Annotated in this window: 13 protein-coding genes; 7 read left to right on the top strand and 6 right to left on the bottom strand. The window is 54.0% G+C overall.

Annotated elements, in window-relative coordinates; translation table 11 throughout:
• Window positions 1-145 precede the first annotated feature (145 nt).
• The 3 genes from bioD to ABIC79_RS01155 all read left to right on the top strand — a co-directional run bounded on the left by bioD (window position 146) and on the right by ABIC79_RS01155 (window position 3,037).
• A complete protein-coding gene (gene bioD / locus ABIC79_RS01165; protein WP_119261607.1) occupies window positions 146-832 on the top strand; it encodes a dethiobiotin synthase in 687 nt (228 codons plus the stop codon).
• Between the two features lie 39 nt (window positions 833-871).
• Complete coding sequence (locus ABIC79_RS01160) at window positions 872-1,375, top strand: hypothetical protein (RefSeq protein ID WP_119261608.1); 504 nt, start codon at window positions 872-874, stop codon at window positions 1,373-1,375.
• Window positions 1,376-1,543: 168 nt separating this feature from the next.
• Window positions 1,544-3,037: an MDR family MFS transporter gene (locus tag ABIC79_RS01155; protein ID WP_126124870.1), complete on the top strand. Its 1,494-nt coding sequence runs from the start codon at window positions 1,544-1,546 to the stop codon at window positions 3,035-3,037.
• On the opposite strand, the gene ABIC79_RS01150 is transcribed toward ABIC79_RS01155, so the two are convergent.
• The 5 genes from ABIC79_RS01150 to ABIC79_RS01130 all read right to left on the bottom strand — a co-directional run bounded on the left by ABIC79_RS01150 (window position 3,034) and on the right by ABIC79_RS01130 (window position 10,419).
• Window positions 3,034-4,692, bottom strand: a complete 1,659-nt coding sequence (locus ABIC79_RS01150; RefSeq protein ID WP_112152227.1) for an ABC transporter permease — start codon at window positions 4,690-4,692, stop codon at window positions 3,034-3,036. The two genes, ABIC79_RS01155 and ABIC79_RS01150, sit on opposite strands and share 4 nt — an antisense overlap.
• A gap of 49 nt (window positions 4,693-4,741) precedes the next feature.
• A complete protein-coding gene (locus ABIC79_RS01145) occupies window positions 4,742-5,683 on the bottom strand; it encodes an ABC transporter substrate-binding protein (protein WP_173362096.1) in 942 nt (313 codons plus the stop codon).
• Between the two features lie 77 nt (window positions 5,684-5,760).
• Entirely contained in the window at window positions 5,761-6,510 is a 750-nt protein-coding gene (locus tag ABIC79_RS01140) for an ABC transporter ATP-binding protein (protein ID WP_013575449.1), read from the bottom strand.
• A 687-nt stretch (window positions 6,511-7,197) separates the two neighbouring features.
• Complete coding sequence (gene araA / locus ABIC79_RS01135) at window positions 7,198-8,703, bottom strand: L-arabinose isomerase (protein WP_121019363.1); 1,506 nt, start codon at window positions 8,701-8,703, stop codon at window positions 7,198-7,200.
• Window positions 8,704-8,739: 36 nt separating this feature from the next.
• The gene (locus ABIC79_RS01130; RefSeq protein ID WP_013575451.1) at window positions 8,740-10,419 is read right to left on the bottom strand and encodes a ribulokinase; all 1,680 of its coding nucleotides are present in this window, start codon (window positions 10,417-10,419) and stop codon (window positions 8,740-8,742) included.
• 416 nt (window positions 10,420-10,835) lie between these two features.
• Between ABIC79_RS01130 and ABIC79_RS01125 the strand changes: the two genes are divergently transcribed.
• From ABIC79_RS01125 to araC, 4 genes are all read left to right on the top strand, one after another.
• Complete coding sequence (locus ABIC79_RS01125; RefSeq protein WP_314522999.1) at window positions 10,836-11,822, top strand: arabinose ABC transporter substrate-binding protein; 987 nt, start codon at window positions 10,836-10,838, stop codon at window positions 11,820-11,822.
• Between the two features lie 251 nt (window positions 11,823-12,073).
• Entirely contained in the window at window positions 12,074-13,660 is a 1,587-nt protein-coding gene (gene araG / locus ABIC79_RS01120; protein ID WP_354566477.1) for an L-arabinose ABC transporter ATP-binding protein AraG, read from the top strand.
• Window positions 13,661-13,678: 18 nt separating this feature from the next.
• The gene (gene araH, locus ABIC79_RS01115; protein ID WP_013575455.1) at window positions 13,679-14,683 is read left to right on the top strand and encodes an L-arabinose ABC transporter permease AraH; all 1,005 of its coding nucleotides are present in this window, start codon (window positions 13,679-13,681) and stop codon (window positions 14,681-14,683) included.
• A gap of 176 nt (window positions 14,684-14,859) precedes the next feature.
• The gene (gene araC / locus ABIC79_RS01110; RefSeq protein WP_013575456.1) at window positions 14,860-15,795 is read left to right on the top strand and encodes an arabinose operon transcriptional regulator AraC; all 936 of its coding nucleotides are present in this window, start codon (window positions 14,860-14,862) and stop codon (window positions 15,793-15,795) included.
• 185 nt (window positions 15,796-15,980) lie between these two features.
• Here araC and uxuA read toward each other — a convergent pair whose 3' ends face one another.
• Window positions 15,981-17,165 (bottom strand): mannonate dehydratase, encoded by a 1,185-nt coding sequence (gene uxuA / locus ABIC79_RS01105; protein WP_013575457.1) that lies wholly within the window; start codon window positions 17,163-17,165, stop codon window positions 15,981-15,983.
• Window positions 17,166-17,188 lie beyond the last annotated feature (23 nt).

The raw sequence follows: 17,188 nt of genomic DNA, 5'->3' as shown, positions 1-17,188 counted from the left end.
TGGACAGTCAACAAAACATTGCGCTAACGCAAACCGCTCTCATCCCGCATCGCCTAGACTTTCTGTCGTGACTTTGTCTCTGGCGGTGTGTTCTTACCGGAGACTATCTTTCAATAAGACGGAGAGATCCCGGAGCCTGAATTCCATGTTAACGCACTTTTTCGTCACGGGTACGGATGCCCGTGTAGGTAAAACCATTGTCACACGTGCCTTGCTTCAGGCTTTAGCCGCGCAGGATCGCTGCGTTTTAGGCTATAAACCTATTGCAACAGGCAGTCAGGAGCTGGCCGACGGGGTTCGAAATAAAGATGCGGTAACGCTCCAGCAGTCATCTTCAATTTCTTATCCTTTTAATAAAATAACTCCGCTGGCATTAGCTGATGAAGATATTTATGCCAGCCAGGTCCCTGAAAATGTTTTTGAAATAATGACTAACGGTCTTAATTTCATGCGTAAGGAGGCTGACTCCGTTGTAGTTGAAGGGTGCGACGGCTGGAGAACATTGATCACACCGCATCTTTTATATTCGGACTGGGTCCGCCAGCAAAATATGCCGGTAGTATTAGTGGTAGGTATTCAGGAAGGTTGTGTCAGCCATGCGTTATTAACCGCGCAGGCGATTATTGCGGATGGTTTACCACTGCTTGGTTGGGTGGCGAACCGCATTAATCCCTGTCTGGCTCACTACCAGGAAACGATTGATGCGCTCAGCGCCAATATTTCCGCACCGCTGCTCGGTGAAATTCCGTATTTACCTCGTGCGGAAAGCCGCGATATGGCGAAGTTTATCGACCTGTCCAGCTTTAACCTGGAAATGGTGATTAAAGTATGAGGCTGACGGTTTTTTAAAATTTATCATGGATGGTATTAAGTGATTGAAAAACAGCAATATTCAAAATTGAACAGCATGTTGCTTAAACGCAAAATGATGAAAGTGATCGACCCTAAATGTGTCGATCAGGAGCCCGCTAATCCGTTATATGTTTATGAAGTTATCCGTGAGGCGGCGGGAAATTATAAACTTGTTAATATAATGGATCCTCAACGCACCCTTGTACCAAATGGAGGTGGCTGGGTGTTTGCTATCATGGATGATGCTCCGGGGGCTGTTATTTGCGGCAAGGCAGATTATCAAAATGTCCATGGATATACTTCTCTTACGGGTATCTGTGAACATAAAAAAGGGGGAGTGATAATAGAAAGGGAACGCGGAGTTTATTTCGCTGGTGAGCTCGTATTTAGTGCCGGGCGACTGACGCGCTGGACTAATGGTAGTGGACATTTTGCTCCCTCCCGGTCATTGGCTTTTTCCAACTTATTAGCCCCCGTACGCCTCACTTTACCCATCCATTTATTCAGGCCAGAGGACGCATAATCGCTTTCTCAATAAATCATCTTTTTTAGTCAACACTTATAACTGATGTTGTCATAATTAAACTGTCCTTAACAGGCGCTGTGTGCAAACCCGGCGCCTCTTTTTTGTCTATAATTTGGTATCTGCCTGCGTGCACTCATCAAAACAATGCTAAAGAAAACAAAGAACATGGCCGTCAATCATCCTGAAGTAAAGTCTGCTGTTAAATCTTCTCACCGACCTCTAATCCTTGCCGCCTGCATGTTGTCGATGTTTATGGCCGCCGTAGAAGTGACCATTGTCGCGACGGCGATGCCGACCATTATTGGCGATCTGGGTGGGTTCTCGCTGCTCGGCTGGGTGTTTGCCGTCTATCTGCTGACGCAGGCGATCAGCGTACCCATCTACGGGCGGCTGGCGGATTTGTATGGTTGCCGGAAAATGTTTTTCATCGGTACCACGCTGTTTCTGATCGGCTCTGTTCTGTGCGGATTCGCCCCTTCGCTTGGCTGGATGATCGGCTTTCGTGCCCTGCAGGGACTGGGTGCAGGGGCAATCACGCCGATAGCCACCACGCTGATTGCCAATGTGTACGGCCCGCAGGAAAGGGCAAAAGCGCAGGGATATTTGTCCAGCGTATGGGGCGTTTCGGCGATTGTCGGCCCGCTGATGGGAGCGTTTATTGTTTCCCATTTTCCGTGGGCGGTGGTGTTTTGGGTGAACGTGCCTGTCGGCCTGGTGGCGATGATCATTCTGGTGAAATACCTGCCGCCGGACGGACAGCGTAAACCACATAAGCTGGATCTGGCCGGTACCGGTTATCTGACCCTTTCTGTCGCGGCCTTACTCCTGGCGCTGTTGCAGGCTGAAGTGCTGGGTTACTGGGCGTTGGCACTGATGGCATTAGCCGTTTGCAGCGTATGGCTGCTTATCCGCCAGGAGCGTAAAACGCCGGAGCCTTTGTTCCCGCTGGCGCTGTGGCAAAGCAAAGTGATTATTGCCGGAAATGTTGGCGGGTTGATCATTGGCGCCACCATGATGGGTATCAGCGCATTTTTGCCAACCTATGTGCAGGGCGTACTCGGCGGAACGCCGTTACAGGCGGGCACCACGCTGGCGCTGATGTCGATTGGCTGGCCGCTGGCGAGCATGTTCAGCAGCCGTCTGATGCAGGCGACTTCATACCGTGCAACGGCGGTCATTGGCGGATTATTGCTGGTCGGCGGAAGTCTGGCGCTGTTGCTGCTTTCGCCATCGTCCGGTTTGTGGATGGCGCGTCTGGCGGCATTTTCGATTGGCGCGGGCATGGGGTTGTGTAATACCACCTTTATTGTCTCGGTGCAAAACAGCGTTGAACCGGCTATCCGCGGCATCGCGACGGCCTCAACACTCTTTACCCGTATGCTGGGTTCCGCCATTGGCACCGCGGTGCTTGGCGCAACGTTGAATCTGAATCTGCAATATCGTCTGCCGCAGGTAAACGATCCGGTACAGCTGTTGATGGAGAAAGCCACCCGCAGCGCAATGGATAGCCAGCAACTGGGTGCTCTGACCGACAGCGTGGCGGCGTCGCTGCACTGGGTATTTGTGGTGTCTGCAGTGATTTCGGTACTGGCAGTCGCCGCCGGTTTACTGATCCCCTCCGGTGACCGCCCGCACGCTGAACCGCAGCGGGAAAGCTAAGCCGGGGGCCGTTGTTGCAGCCTGACCGCAATCAACATCAGCGTCAGGCTCAGCAGCACTGCAACCGACGCCATCGCCATCCCGTCGCCCACCGAACCCTGTTCAAACTGACGCCAGACATACACCGATACGGTCTGTACGCCCGCCGGTGAAAGCAGCAGGGACGTCACCAGTTCCCGTGACGCCACGGCAAAAACCATCATCATTGATGCCAGCAGGCTCGGAAATACCAGCGGCAGCAGGATCAGACGCAATGTCTGCGCCGCCGTGGCACCGTGCACCCGTGCGGCGGCGTCCAGATTGCCGCCAATCTGCTTCAACGCGGCGCTGACATAACGCACCGGATAAGGCAGCAACAGGCAGCAGTAAGCCAGCAGCAGAATTCCCCAGGTGTTGTACGGCGTCACCGGCCAGAAACTGCGGTTCCAGGCCAGAATCAGACCGACACCCACCACAATCCCCGGCAATGCTGCCGGTAACAGCGATAAACCGTCGATAACCGCCGCACCGCGAATTTTTCGTGCCACTACCAGCCACGAGGCAAGAAAGCCGGTCGCCCCGGCGATCAGCGCGGTACCCAGCGCCAGACTGAGGCTGGTCGACAGCGCACTCAGCGCGTCGCCGTGCGCGGCAAACAGATTACTGAAGTGGCGGAAGGTCAGATTTTGCCACGACAGCCCGCCGGACAACGTGCGGGAAAACGCCGTGGCCAGTGTGGAGACAATCGGCAGTGCGACGGCAACCACGGCCACCGCTGTAAACAACATCAGCACCGGAATTGTCCAGACTCCCGGCGTTTTTTGTGTCACGTCCGCCGGTTTGCCGGTCACGCTTTCCACATTCTTGCCCGCCAGCACTGCACGCTGAACGCTGTACGCACAAAGCGCAATTGCTACCAGCATCAGCGACAGCACTGCCGCGCCGGGCAGGTCGATCGGCCAGTCGGCAAGGCGCTGTTCGATGCCGGTGGTGAGCATCAGAATGCCGCTGCGCGAACCCAGCGCGCCGGGCACGCCGTATTCTTCAATCGACAGCGTAAACGCCAGTAACAAACTGGAGGCCATTGCCGGTAACGCCATGGGTAAAGTGATGCGCAAAAATGCCCGCCACGGACCCGCACCATGAATACGCGCAACATCTGCCAGACGACTGCCGCTGGCGGCCATGCTGCGCGATACCGCGAAATACACGACCGGAAACACATTCAGCGTCATCACCATCACCATGCCCGGCAGCGAAAACAAAAAATCATTCAGATGCAGCCACGGCAGCAGTTGCTGGACATAACCGTGGGTCTGTAACGCCAGCATCCATGACAGCGCGGCAATATACGGCGGTAAAAGGAAGGGCACCAGAAACAGGATGTCCCACAGCGCGGCGGCGGGTAGCACGAACAGGCCGCGCAAGGCACCTAATGGAATGCCAATCAGGCCGCTGCATATCGCCACGCCCAGACCGACTTTTAATGTTGTCGCGAACAGTTCACGTAACTGAGGTTCTTGGAAAACACGGGAAAATGCACTGAACGGTGCCGAATAACTGCCGGCATCCAGATGCGGAAAGACCGCCTGTAAAATCACAAAACTGACCGGCACCGCGACCAGCAGTAACAGCGCAATGCCCGTCATGCCCGGCAGGAAAGCATTTCTATTCATTGATTAAATCTCAGAAGCGGGCTGCTTTTTCAAACAGCCCGGGAAGGGATTATTGCTGTCCGAACAGTTTCGCGAAGCGGTCGAGAACGTCTTTACGTGATGCGGAAGCCTGTGATGCTTCCGGTAATAATTTCAGCGATTTAAACAGCGGGCGTTTGGCGTCGATATCCGTACGGGCTGGCATCAGCCAGGCATCGGCGACCAGTTTCTGGCCTTCAGGCGACAGCGCGTAATCGATAAAGGCTTTGGCTTCTTTGGGCTGCTGGCTGGATTTGAGGATCATCATCGGGCGCGGGGCGATAACCGTTCCGCTGCTCGGGAAAATCACTTTGACCGATTCACCGTCCTGCATACTGGCGTAAGACACATAATCAACCGCGCCAAATACCGCAGCTTTCGCGCCCTGTAAGACCGGCGTCAGCGCCTGTGCGTTGGGTCCGGCGATAATCATGCCGTTGGCTTTCAGATCCTCAAACAGTTTCCAGGCCTGTTGCGCGTGGGCATTTTGTAGACCGATCAGCAAATCCAGAGACGCCCCGGAGAGAGACGGATCCGGCGTGGTCACTTTGTCTTTGAATTCCGGTTTGGCTAAATCGCCCCAGTCTTTAGGCTCGGTCGTCCCACTTTTTGTGTTCCAGACGATGCCCAGTGCGGAAATACCCTGAGCGACGTAATAGGGGGTTTTAAACTGCGCGGGAACCTGTGCCGCATTGGGGCTTTGGTATTCAAGCAACCAGCCACGTTGTTCGAGATCGGTTGCGGTATCCCAGGATGCTGAGATAAGTATATCGGCCCGCGGGTTGGCCTGTTCGGCTTCCAGGCGAGCCATCACTTTGCCGGTTGTTGCCTGGAACACATCGACTTTTACGCCGGTTTGTTTTTCATAGCCTGCCGCCAGTTTTTTTGCCAGCGAGCCCGGCCCGGCGGTGTAGAGCGTCAGTGCCTGAGCGTTGCCTGCCGCCATTGCGAGAGAAAGAGTCATTGCTGTCATTACGCCTGTTTTGGTACGGGAAAACGTTTTGGAGGTTTTGTTGTGTGTGCGGGTCATCATTTTCATTCCATCAAAGGTTAAGCAACAAAAGGTGAAACAACGGAAGGGTCAATCTGGTCAATGCTGGCGATCGCGCCTTTGTCCATGCGCGCAATGCGGTGAGCGAGTGCGTGAGCCTCGTGCTGATCGTGGGTGACATACACCGCCGTGGTGCCGAGCTGGCGCAACAATGTTGCCATTTCCTCGCACAGGCTTTCCCGCAGGTCGCGGTCAAGATTCGACAGCGGCTCGTCGAACAGCAAAATGCGTGGCTCAGCCACAATGGCGCGGGCGAGGGCCACACGCTGTTGCTGACCGCCGGAAAGTTCGGCAGGGCGGCGGGAGACAAAATCCGCCAGTCCGACGCGCTCCAGCGCCGCCATCACTTTCTCCTGCTGTATCGCACCGCGGATGCCGCGCATCTGCAACGGAAACGCGACGTTCTGGCGCACGGTCATGTGCGGCCACAGGGCATAATCCTGAAAGGCCATGCCGAGATTGCGTTTTTCCGGTGGCAGACTGATTTTCCCGCTGGCGACAGTGACACCATCAAAGCTGATTTGTCCTGACGCAGGATGGAGTAATCCCGCCAGCATTTTCAGCAGCGTACTTTTTCCGCAGCCGGAAGGGCCAAGCAGGGCGAGGATCGTGCCTTCCGGCACGGATAAATTGACGTGATTGAGTACCGGGTTGCTCCCAAAGAAATGGGACACCTGATGGACAGAGATCGCGGGGGGAGAAGACATGCGCGCAGGCGCATTCCCGCTGGCTGTAGCTGGAATGATCATGGTTGGTACTATCCTCTTTGGGACTTATTAGTGCAGGTGAGGGTAAAGGGGGAATGTGACGGACGGATGACACCTTTTGGAAAGGTGTGGAAATTGCCCTGGCGGGCGGCCGCCAATTCAACTTCAAAACCGTGGGCGTCGGCCCACACCGACCAGAGACCCGGTAACGCGCGGGCCTCTGGACTCCGCGCTTTTTCACTGCGCGCTGTCGCGGGTATGACGGACATGTTCTGGCGCATTGGTGAGTGGCGCAAATCCAGGTGCTTCGCACTGCCTTCTCTCGGTCTTCGAACCACAGGTCTCGAAGCCGCTCCGTTCAGCTGGATTTTAAGCACGCCAATCCACTTTTCTAAAAGATAAAAGACATTTTGCCTTTGAATTTAAGATGGTGCGGGCGTTCAGAAAGCTTGCTGAATGAGAGGTTGCAGACCTGAGGCTGCAATCCCGAAATGAAGGTACCGCGTAGCGGCAAGATTTCCAGCCTGTCACCGCGGCAACTGAAACATAGCCAGCGAGCGGAGCGCGTGTTGAAAAAGCGTGGGGAAATCCAAAAGGGGAAAAGCACTTTCCCCTTTTGGGCGGTTTCGGCGCAGCGCGTTAAGTGATCACCGCACGTAAGAAACCGAAATTTACGCTAACTCGCTTTAGCAGTGTAAGCCGCCATTGCAGCGGCCTTCTGCAAACAAATCAGCGACTGCAAAGTTTGTAATAAACTTCATTCCACCGGATCTGATTCTTGAAGTCCGGCAACGTCGTGTCGTTATCGATCACCAGCAATTCAATCCCGGAAAATTCCGCATATAACCGCAGCGCGTCAATATCCAGTGCCTGTGAGAACACGGTATGGTGCGCGCCGCCGCCGAGGATCCACGCTTCTGCCGCTGTTGCCAGTGATGGCTGGGCTTTCCAGATAGCGCGGGCAACCGGCAGTTTTGGCAGCGGGTGTGGCTGTTCGATGGTATCCACCAGATTGACCAGCAGACGGAAGCGGTCGCCCATGTCGATGACGCTGGCATTGACCGCCGGGCCTGCCGGTGTGGAGAAAATCAGACGCGCCGGATCCGCTTTACCGCCTATGCCGAGATATTGCGCATCGAGCAGCGGCTTCTCTTCTTTGGCAATCGACGGACACACTTCCAGCATGTGCGAGCCCACCACCAGATCACCGCCTGGTTTGAAGTGGTAGGTGTAATCCTCCATGAAAGAAGTGCCGCCTTTCAGACCGCTGGCCATGACTTTCATGATGCGCAGCAGGGCAGACGTTTTCCAGTCACCTTCGCCACCAAAGCCGTAGCCTTTCTGCATCAGACGCTGGACTGCCAGCCCGGGCAGTTGTTTCATGCCGTGCAGATCTTCAAAGTTGGTCGTGAATGCCCCGAATTTACCTTGTTCGAGGAAACGGGTCATACCAAGTTCAATTTTGGCAGCATCCAGCAAGTTTTCACGACGTTCGCCGTTAATTTTTACCGCATCCGTCAGGCGATAGGTGGCTTCATATTCTTCCACCAGCGTATCGATGTCGCCTTTGCTGACTTCGTTGATTACGCTGACCAAATCACCAATTCCGTAGGCACTGATGCTGTAGCCGAACTGGATTTGAGCGGCAACTTTATCGCCTTCGGTGACAGCAACTTCACGCATATTATCGCCAAAACGTGCCACTTTCAGGTGCTGGCTTTCGTTTTTGGCGGCAGCAACGCGCATCCACTGGGCGATACGGCGGTGAGATTCACCGTCCTGCCAGTGACCGGCTACCACGGTGTGTTGCTGACGCATACGGGCACCGATGAAGCCGAATTCACGGCCACCGTGCGCGGTCTGGTTCAGGTTCATGAAGTCCATGTCCATGGTTTCCCATGGGATTTCAGCATTGAATTGCGTATGGAACTGCATCAGCGGCTTATGCAGGATGCTCAGCCCGGCAATCCACATTTTGGCCGGCGAGAAGGTATGCAGCCAGGTGATGATGCCCACGCAGGCGTTGTCATAGTTGGCTTCACGGCACAATGCGGTGATTTCGTCCGGCGTGGTCACCAGCGGTTTGAGCACCAGTTTTATCGGCAAACCGGCTTCGCTGTTCAGGCTACTGACCACCTTCTCGGCGTTCTCTTTTACCTGACGTAATGCCTGCGGACCGTACAGATGCTGACTGCCAATGGCGAACCACACTTCGAGATGTTTAAACGCGTCCATTTATTACTCCTGAATATCGGATAGATGAAATACGGGTTAATGCGCCGGTTTCGCTGCAAACAGCGGTTCAGTCGTGGCACACCATTGCTGATAACGTTCGTACAGGCGCTGATACTGCGCGACGCGCTGCGGATCTGGCGTCAGCGTACGTTCGATGCTGCAGGCCATTTTTTCCTGTGCGGCAGGAACATCTTTGAACTCCCCGGCAGCGACGGCGGCGAAAATCGCGGCACCCAGTGCGCAGCACTGATCGGAAGCGACAATTTGCAACGGACGGTTCATCACATCGGCGCAAACCTGCATGATGACCGGCGATTTACGCGCGATGCCCCCGAGCGTCAGCACGTTTTCCACCGGAATATCCTGCTGTTCGAAACATTCCATGATGGCGCGCGCGCCAAAAGCGGTCGCTGCGATAAAGCCGCCGAACAGTTCAGGTGCTTCTGTGCCCAGATTGATATCGGTAATGACACCTTTCAGGCGCTGGTTGGCAAACGGTGTACGGCGGCCGTTAAACCAGTCGAGCACCAGCGGCAGATGATCCAGTTTCGGATGAGCGGCCCAGGCCACAGTGAGATCGGTCAGCAGATTTTTTTGCAGGCTGGTCAGTTGCGGTGCCATTTCCGGATGGGCTTTGGCAGCCTGAATCAGCGGCCAGCTCAGCAGACGGCTGAACCAGGCGTACATGTCACCGAAAGCGGATTGTCCGGCTTCCATCCCGATCATGTCCGGCACGACGCTGCCTTCCACCTGTCCGCAGATCCCGGCGATAGCACGGTCGTTTACGCGTTCTTTATCGGCGATCAGGATGTCGCAGGTAGAGGTGCCGATCACTTTGACCAGCGTATAAGGCTGTGCGCCCGCGCCGACTGCCCCCATATGGCAGTCGAATGCGCCGCCCGAAAGCACCACACTGGCGGGTAAGCCAAGACGTTCTGCCCATTCAGGTGTCAGTGTGCCAACAGCCTGTTCGGCGGTGACGGTGTCGGTAAACAGCGGATAGGGCAGATGTTCAACCAGCAGCGGATCGAGGGCGGCAAAGAACGCTTTTGGTGGCAGGCCGCCCCATGACGGATGCCAGAGCATTTTGTGTCCGGCGCTGCAACGTCCGCGCACCACTTTGTCCGGTGCGGTGGTGCCGGAAAGCAGGGCGGGCACCCAGTCGCACAATTCAACCCATGACGCGGCTGCTTGTTTAACCGCAGCATCAGCACGGGAAACGTGCAGGATTTTCGCCCAGAACCATTCTGAGGAATAAACGCCGCCGATATAGCGGGAATAGTCGGGGAAATCGCCGCTGCGACACAGACGGTTGATCTCTTCCGCTTCTTCTATTGCCGTGTGATCTTTCCAGAGCACAAACATGGCGTTCGGGTTTTCGGCAAATTCCGCTTTCAGCGCCAGAATGTTGCCTTCTTCATCGACAGGGGCCGGGGTTGAGCCGGTGGAATCGACGCCGATACCCACCACGCGCGCAGCCCGCTCGCTGCCCAGCCGTTGCACAACGTTTTTAATCGCCTGTTCCATTGCCTCTATATAGTCGAGCGGGTGATGGCGGAACTGATTTATTGCCGCATCACAATAGCGACCTTCATTCCAGCGCGGATAATAAACCACATCGGTTTCCATCTCGGCACCGGTCTGACAATCCACAGCCAGGGCACGGACGGAATCGCTGCCAAAATCAAGACCAAGAGCAATCGCACCTTGCGTCATTCTTTTTCACTCCTTCAGGTTTGCCGTAGTCATTACGGCGGCGAATCGAATTGCTCTAACAGTAGGAGGATGCAAAAAAGTGAGTGAGGAGGCGTTAGCTGGAAGTATGCACAAATCTGCTCCCAATGATGTTTCTGTGAGGTTGGTCAAATGTTAGCGTTTGGCTAAAATCGCTATATCTATGCACAAACCTGCTGTTTTCCCGCCGTGTGATAGCGCTCTACATTCCGCTGCAAAATTACCGCTAAAACTTAACCCGTCTTACAAGAGAGTGTGACGCAAATCCTCTATAAACTGGACTTCGCCGCACTTTCACTTTGTTTCTTTACGCTACTGATAACGTTTTCACGATTGCGGCAAACCACCAGATTTAAGACTGTGATTGTGAAAAACAACAATAAAAGTCGGAGAACATCATGCATAAATTCACTAAGGCATTAGCGGCGGTCGGGTTAGCTGCCCTTATGTCACATTCAGCTATGGCAGCCGAGAATCCGAAGCTGGGCTTCCTGGTTAAACAACCGGAAGAGCCGTGGTTCCAGACTGAATGGCGGTTCGCAGATAAAGCCGGTAAGGATCTCCACTTCGACGTCATTAAAATCGCCGTGCCGGATGGTGAAAAAACGTTGAATGCAATCGACAGCCTGGCGGCCAACGGGGCGAAAGGTTTTGTCATCTGTACGCCGGATCCGCGTCTCGGCCCTGCCATCATGGCGAAAGCGCGCAGCTATGACATGAAAGTGATCCAGGTGGATGACCAGTTTGTGAATGCCAAAGGCAAGCCAATGGAAGAAGTGCCATTAGTCATGATGGCCGCGACCAAAATCGGCGAACGTCAGGGGCAGGAACTGTACAAAGAAATGCAAAAACGTGGCTGGAAAGTCGCTGATACCGGCGTGATGGTCATTACTGCCGATGAACTCGATACGGCGCGCCGCCGCACCTCCGGTTCAATGGAGGCACTGAAAGCTGCCGGTTTCCCGGAAAAACAAATCTACAAAGTCCCGACTAAATCTAACGACATCCCGGGCGCACTGGATGCCGGTAACTCCCTGCTGGTGCAACATCCTGAAGTGAAAAACTGGCTGATCATCGGCATGAACGACAACACCGTATTGGGTGGCGTGCGTGCAACCGAAGGTCAGGGCTTTAAAGCGGCTAACGTGATCGGCATCGGCATCAACGGTGTGGATGCAGTGAATGAGTTGTCAAAAAGCGCCCAGACTGGCTTCTACGGTTCCCTGTTACCTAGCCCGGATATCCACGGTTACAAAAGTATCCAGATGCTGAATGAATGGGTTACCAAAGGCGTTGAACCACCGAAATTTACCGAAGTGACGGATGTTGTCCTGATTACCCGCGACAACTTCAAAGAAGAGCTGAAGAAGAAAGGTCTTATGTGATCTTCAGATGTGGTTGAAACAAGCAATACCCCTAAATAATTCGAGTTGCAGGAAGGCGGCAAGTGAGCGAGTCCCGATGAGCTTACATAAGTAAGTGATTCGGGTGAGTAAGCGTAGCCAACGCATCTGCGACTTGAAGTATGAAGGGGAGAGACGCTGCTGCAGAACGGACGACAGTTTTAAATAGTTTGAACTGTTTTCTGCTTTGCAGTGGCGTGCATCCATACTTACTCAACTTCCAGGTAGCCACTATGACTCAGCAATCTTTCGATAATAAGACGCCTTTGCTGACACCGTCACTGACGGAGTTTGATGCGGCCAGGCCGTATCTGGAATTCCATGACATTGGCAAAACTTTTCCGGGCGTGAAAGCGCTGGACGGTATTTCATTCAATTGTTACGCCGGACAAATTCATGCGCTGATGGGCGAAAACGGAGCGGGGAAATCCACCCTGCTGAAGATCCTCAGCGGGAACTATCAGCCTTCCCAGGGCAATATTCATATCAAAGGCCAGCCGGTCGCGTTCAGCCATACCACGGATGCGCTCGATGCCGGTGTGGCGATCATTTATCAGGAACTCCATCTGGTGCCGGAAATGACGGTAGCAGAGAACATTTATCTCGGGCAGTTGCCGAGCAAACACGGTTTTGTAAACCGTAAATTGCTGCGTTACGAAGCCAAACTTCAGCTTGAACATCTCGGGCTGGATATCGACCCCGATACACCGCTGAAATATCTCTCCATCGGCCAGTGGCAGATGGTGGAAATTGCCAAGGCGCTGGCGCGGAATGCCAAAATTATTGCATTCGATGAACCTACCAGTTCGCTTTCTGCACGCGAAATTGAACAATTGTTCCGTGTTATCCGTGAGTTACGGGCGGAAGGGCGTGTGATTTTATATGTCTCACATCGTATGGAAGAGATCTTTGCATTAAGTGACGCCGTCACCGTTTTCAAAGACGGACGTTACGTTCGCACCTTTGACGACATGACGCAGGTGGATAACAGCAAGCTGGTGCAGGCGATGGTTGGCCGTAATCTCGATGACATTTACGGTTACGCGCCACGTCCGCACGGCAAAATTCGCCTTGAACTGGATGAGGTGAAAGCACCGGGCGTGAGAACGCCGGTCAGCCTGACGGTACGTCAGGGCGAAATCGTCGGCCTGTTCGGGCTGGTGGGTGCAGGGCGCAGTGAGCTGATGAAAGGATTATTTGGTGGTACGCGTATTACCGGCGGTACCGTCCGGCTGGACGATGTAGCGCTGAATATTCGTAAACCGGCAGATGCGATCCGCCAGGGCATCATGTTGTGCCCGGAAGACCGCAAAGCTGACGGCATTATTCCTGTGCACTCGGTGCGCGACAACATCAACATCAGCGCCCGTCGCAAAACGGTGAAAGCAGGGTGCCTGATCAACAACGCCTGGGAAGCGAAAAATGCGCGTAAACATATCGATGCGCTGAATATCAAAACCCCCAGCGACCAGCAACTGATCATGAACCTTTCAGGGGGTAATCAGCAAAAAGCCATTCTGGGCCGCTGGTTGTCGGAAGAAATGAAAGTCATTTTGCTGGATGAACCAACGCGGGGTATCGACGTTGGCGCCAAGCATGAAATTTATAATGTGATTTATTCACTGGCAAAACAAGGCATTGCGGTGCTGTTTGCGTCCAGTGATTTACCGGAAGTGCTGGGTCTGGCCGACAGGGTGGTGGTGATGCGCGAAGGCGCAATCTCCGGCGAACTGTTGCATGACGACGCCACCGAAGAAAAAGCGCTGGGGCTCGCTATGTTGCGCACGCCAGTTCTTGATTCTGCCCATGACGCTGCCTGACTGAGGAGCAAAAATATTATGTCGAGTATGACAACCAATTCAGCCAAACCGGATCAACCTTCAGCAGCCTCACGCGGCGGCCAGGGTCTGATGCGTATCTGGGACAGTTACGGCATGTTAGTGGTGTTCGCCGTACTGTTTATCGCCTGTACCATTTTCGTGCCAAACTTCAGTTCTTTCATCAACATGAAAGGGTTGGGGCTGGCGATTTCGATGTCCGGCATGGTGGCCTGCGGGATGCTGTTCTGTCTGGCTTCCGGTGACTTCGATCTGTCTGTTGCATCGGTGATTGCCTGTGCGGGCGTCACCACCGCCGTGGTGATCAACATGACCGAAAGCCTGTGGATCGGCGTTGCTGCCGGTTTACTGCTCGGGATGCTGACCGGTTTGCTCAACGGTTTTGTTATCGCCCGTCTGAAAATCAATGCGCTGATCACCACGCTTGCCACTATGCAGATTGTGCGCGGTCTTGCGTACATCATTTCTGACGGTAAAGCGGTGGGCATCGAAGACGAACGTTTCTTCACCCTCGGTTATGCCAACTGGCTGGGGCTGCCTGCACCTATCTGGCTGACGGTCGGCTGTCTGATCATCTTTGGTCTGTTGCTGAACAAAACCACCTTCGGGCGTAACACGCTGGCGATTGGCGGTAATGAAGATGCGGCGCGTCTGGCCGGTGTGCCGGTGGTGCGTACGAAAATCATCATCTTCGTGCTGTCCGGGCTGGTATCAGCGGCGGCGGGGATCATTCTGGCGTCACGTATGACCAGCGGCCAGCCGATGACCTCACTGGGCTTCGAGCTGATCGTTATCTCTGCCTGCGTACTGGGTGGCGTTTCCCTGAAAGGCGGTATCGGTAAAATTTCCTATGTGGTTTCCGGGATCCTCATTCTGGGTACCGTGGAAAATGCCATGAACCTGCTGAACATTTCTCCGTTCTCGCAGTATGTGGTTCGTGGCTTGATCCTGCTGGCGGCAGTTATCTTCGACCGCTACAAACAGAAAGCGAAAAAGACCGTTTAATCTGGTTTTGTGATAACGCTTTCACGCAATCATCACGCGGCATTTAACGCTATTACGGGTTAAATGCCGAAAAAACGCGTGGTTGTTCACAATTTAGCAACCTTTACTGGCAGCGTTTTCACTGCCGATTAGAATAGATGAAAAGTCCATAGTCCAGTGAAGTTTCAGGAGGTTCGATGTATCACCGTATGATTCAGGATCAGCAGCAAAATCCGCTGTTACCGGGTTACAGTTTCAATGCCTATCTGGTCGCCGGTATGACACCTATCCTTGCTGACGGGCCACTGGATTTCGCCATCGACCGTCCGGGTGGAATGAAAGGCTACATTCTTAATTTGACGGTGAAGGGGCAGGGTAAAGTCTTCGACGGCGAAGACACGTTCTACTGCAATCCCGGTGATCTGCTGTTATTCCCACCGAAAGCCCGCCATCTTTACAGTCGTTCTGCCAACGCTGACTCCTGGTATCATCGCTGGGTGTATTTCCGCCCGCGCGCCTACTGGGCAGACTGGCTGGAATGGCACACCAAAACCCGCGATGTCGGGCGTCTTTCTTTACCGAATAATACCTTGTTGCTGGAATTTGACCGTCTGTTTGCCAACATCGAACAAACGCAAAAATCGGGGCGACGTTTTTGCGAAGAGCTGGGGATGAATCTGCTGGAACGTCTGTTGCTGCGTGCCATGGAAGAAGATCCGCAGAGTCCGCAGAAAATCATGGACCCACGTGTCATCGAAGCCTGCCAGTTTATTACCGGCAATCTGGCGGGTGAGCTGCGTATCGATGAAGTCGCCCGCCATGTTTGCCTCTCACCATCGCGGCTGGCGCATTTATTCCGCGAACAGGTCGGGATCAACATCCTGCGCTGGCGCGAAGATCAGCGGGTGATCCGCGCCAAACTCTTATTACAGACGACGCAGGAATCCATCGCGACGATTGGCCGCGTGGTGGGATATGACGATCAGTTGTATTTCTCGCGGGTCTTCCGTAAACGGGTGGGGGTCAGCCCGAGTGATTTCCGCCGCCGGAGTGTGGAGATTAACTATCCGGCCAAGCCGTATAAATCACATCCGTGGCCTGAGCATGAAAATGCCGTGGCGTATCATTTTTGAGTTTTTGCCTTGCTCTTCTCCCATAGCAGGGGAAAGTCAAAGCACTGAACCGCTCCCTCCCCTGCGAAGGGGAGGGTTGGGGTGGGGTATTAAGGTCAAATAAATAAGTTGAAGTTTGCTTTGGTATAGGTGTTAGCCTTTAAAACCCCCTCCCGTCCTCCCCCTTCGCAGGGGGAGGTGCAAAATTATTGATTAAAAAAACTCTGTTTCAAAGCCCGCTCCACACCCCGCAGTTCTGCCAGTCCCCGCAGACGTCCAATCGCCGAATACCCCGGATTGGTTTTCTTATGCAAATCATCCAGCATCTGATGGCCGTGATCCGGACGCATCGGGATAGCGCGCAGATTGCCAGCGCGGCGACGTGTTTGTTCTTCCGTCAGAATCGCTTTGATAACCGCCACCATATCCACATCACCATCTAAATGATCGGCTTCATGGAAGCTTTCCGGCACGTCTTCGCGCTGGGTGGCGCGCAGATGGATGAAGTGCACGCGGTCGGCGTAAGTGGTCATCATTTTCACCAGGTCATTATCTTCACGCACGCCGTAAGAACCGGTGCAGAAGCAAAAACCGTTGTGGATACTGTCGACCGTTTCTTTCAACCACTGCATATCTTCAATGGTGGAGATAATACGCGGCAGGCCGAGAATAGGGCGCGGTGGATCGTCCGGGTGAACTGCCAGACTTAAACCGCATTGCTCGGCAACCGGCACAATGCTGCGCAGGAAATGCGCCATGTTTTCGCGCAGTTTGGCTTTGTCGATACCGTCGTAAGTCGCCAGACGCGCACGGAACTGGTCCAGCGTGTAGCCTTCTTCCGCACCCGGTAAACCGGCAATGATGTTAGACACCAGCTGATCTTTCTCCGCCTGCGTCATCGCCGCAAAGTATTCGGCTGCCTGTTTTTGCTCATCCGCGCTGTAATAAGACGTCGCGCCTTCGCGTTTCAGCAGATGCAATTCAAAGGCCGCAAATGCGATATGGTCAAAGCGCAGGGCGCGTGAACCGTCCGGCAGCAGATAGCCGAGGTCCGTGCGTGTCCAGTCGAGAACCGGCATGAAGTTATAGCAGACCGTATAGATGCCGCATTCCGCCAGATTACGGATAGATTGCTGATAGTTAGCAATGTGCTTTTCAACATCTCCGCTGCGGGTTTTGATTTCCTCATGCACCGGAATGCTTTCCACTACGGACCACACCAGACCTTTGGCTTCAATTATCGCCTTACGTTTCTTTATCTCTTCTACCGGCCAGACTTCACCGTTAGGAATATGGTGCAGGGCGGTAACCACGCCGGTTGCGCCAGCCTGACGCACATCATCAAGTGAAACCGGATCGTTCGGGCCGTACCAACGCCATGTCTGTTCCATGTGTTTTCCTTAAAATTGTTAAC

The organism is Rahnella sp. 2050 (assembly GCF_040544515.1).
Lineage (GTDB): Bacteria > Pseudomonadota > Gammaproteobacteria > Enterobacterales > Enterobacteriaceae > Rahnella > Rahnella aceris.
The sequence above is the reverse complement of the archived record's forward strand: the minus strand, read 5'-3'. Positions and strand labels throughout refer to the sequence as shown.

Bases quoted from the DNA above. Each gene is read 5' to 3' on its own strand.
- ABIC79_RS01150 (WP_112152227.1), bottom strand. From the start codon at position 4,692: ATGAATAGAAATGCTTTCCTGCCGGGCATGACGGGCATTGCGCTGTTA.
- ABIC79_RS01145 (WP_173362096.1), bottom strand. From the start codon at position 5,683: ATGACAGCAATGACTCTTTCTCTCGCAATGGCGGCAGGCAACGCTCAG.
- araG (WP_354566477.1), top strand. From the start codon at position 12,074: ATGACTCAGCAATCTTTCGATAATAAGACGCCTTTGCTGACACCGTCA.
- bioD (WP_119261607.1), top strand. From the start codon at position 146: ATGTTAACGCACTTTTTCGTCACGGGTACGGATGCCCGTGTAGGTAAA.
- araH (WP_013575455.1), top strand. From the start codon at position 13,679: ATGTCGAGTATGACAACCAATTCAGCCAAACCGGATCAACCTTCAGCA.
- uxuA (WP_013575457.1), bottom strand. From the start codon at position 17,165: ATGGAACAGACATGGCGTTGGTACGGCCCGAACGATCCGGTTTCACTT.
- araA (WP_121019363.1), bottom strand. From the start codon at position 8,703: ATGGACGCGTTTAAACATCTCGAAGTGTGGTTCGCCATTGGCAGTCAG.
- araC (WP_013575456.1), top strand. From the start codon at position 14,860: ATGTATCACCGTATGATTCAGGATCAGCAGCAAAATCCGCTGTTACCG.
- ABIC79_RS01130 (WP_013575451.1), bottom strand. From the start codon at position 10,419: ATGACGCAAGGTGCGATTGCTCTTGGTCTTGATTTTGGCAGCGATTCC.
- ABIC79_RS01140 (WP_013575449.1), bottom strand. From the start codon at position 6,510: ATGATCATTCCAGCTACAGCCAGCGGGAATGCGCCTGCGCGCATGTCT.
- ABIC79_RS01155 (WP_126124870.1), top strand. From the start codon at position 1,544: ATGGCCGTCAATCATCCTGAAGTAAAGTCTGCTGTTAAATCTTCTCAC.
- ABIC79_RS01125 (WP_314522999.1), top strand. From the start codon at position 10,836: ATGCATAAATTCACTAAGGCATTAGCGGCGGTCGGGTTAGCTGCCCTT.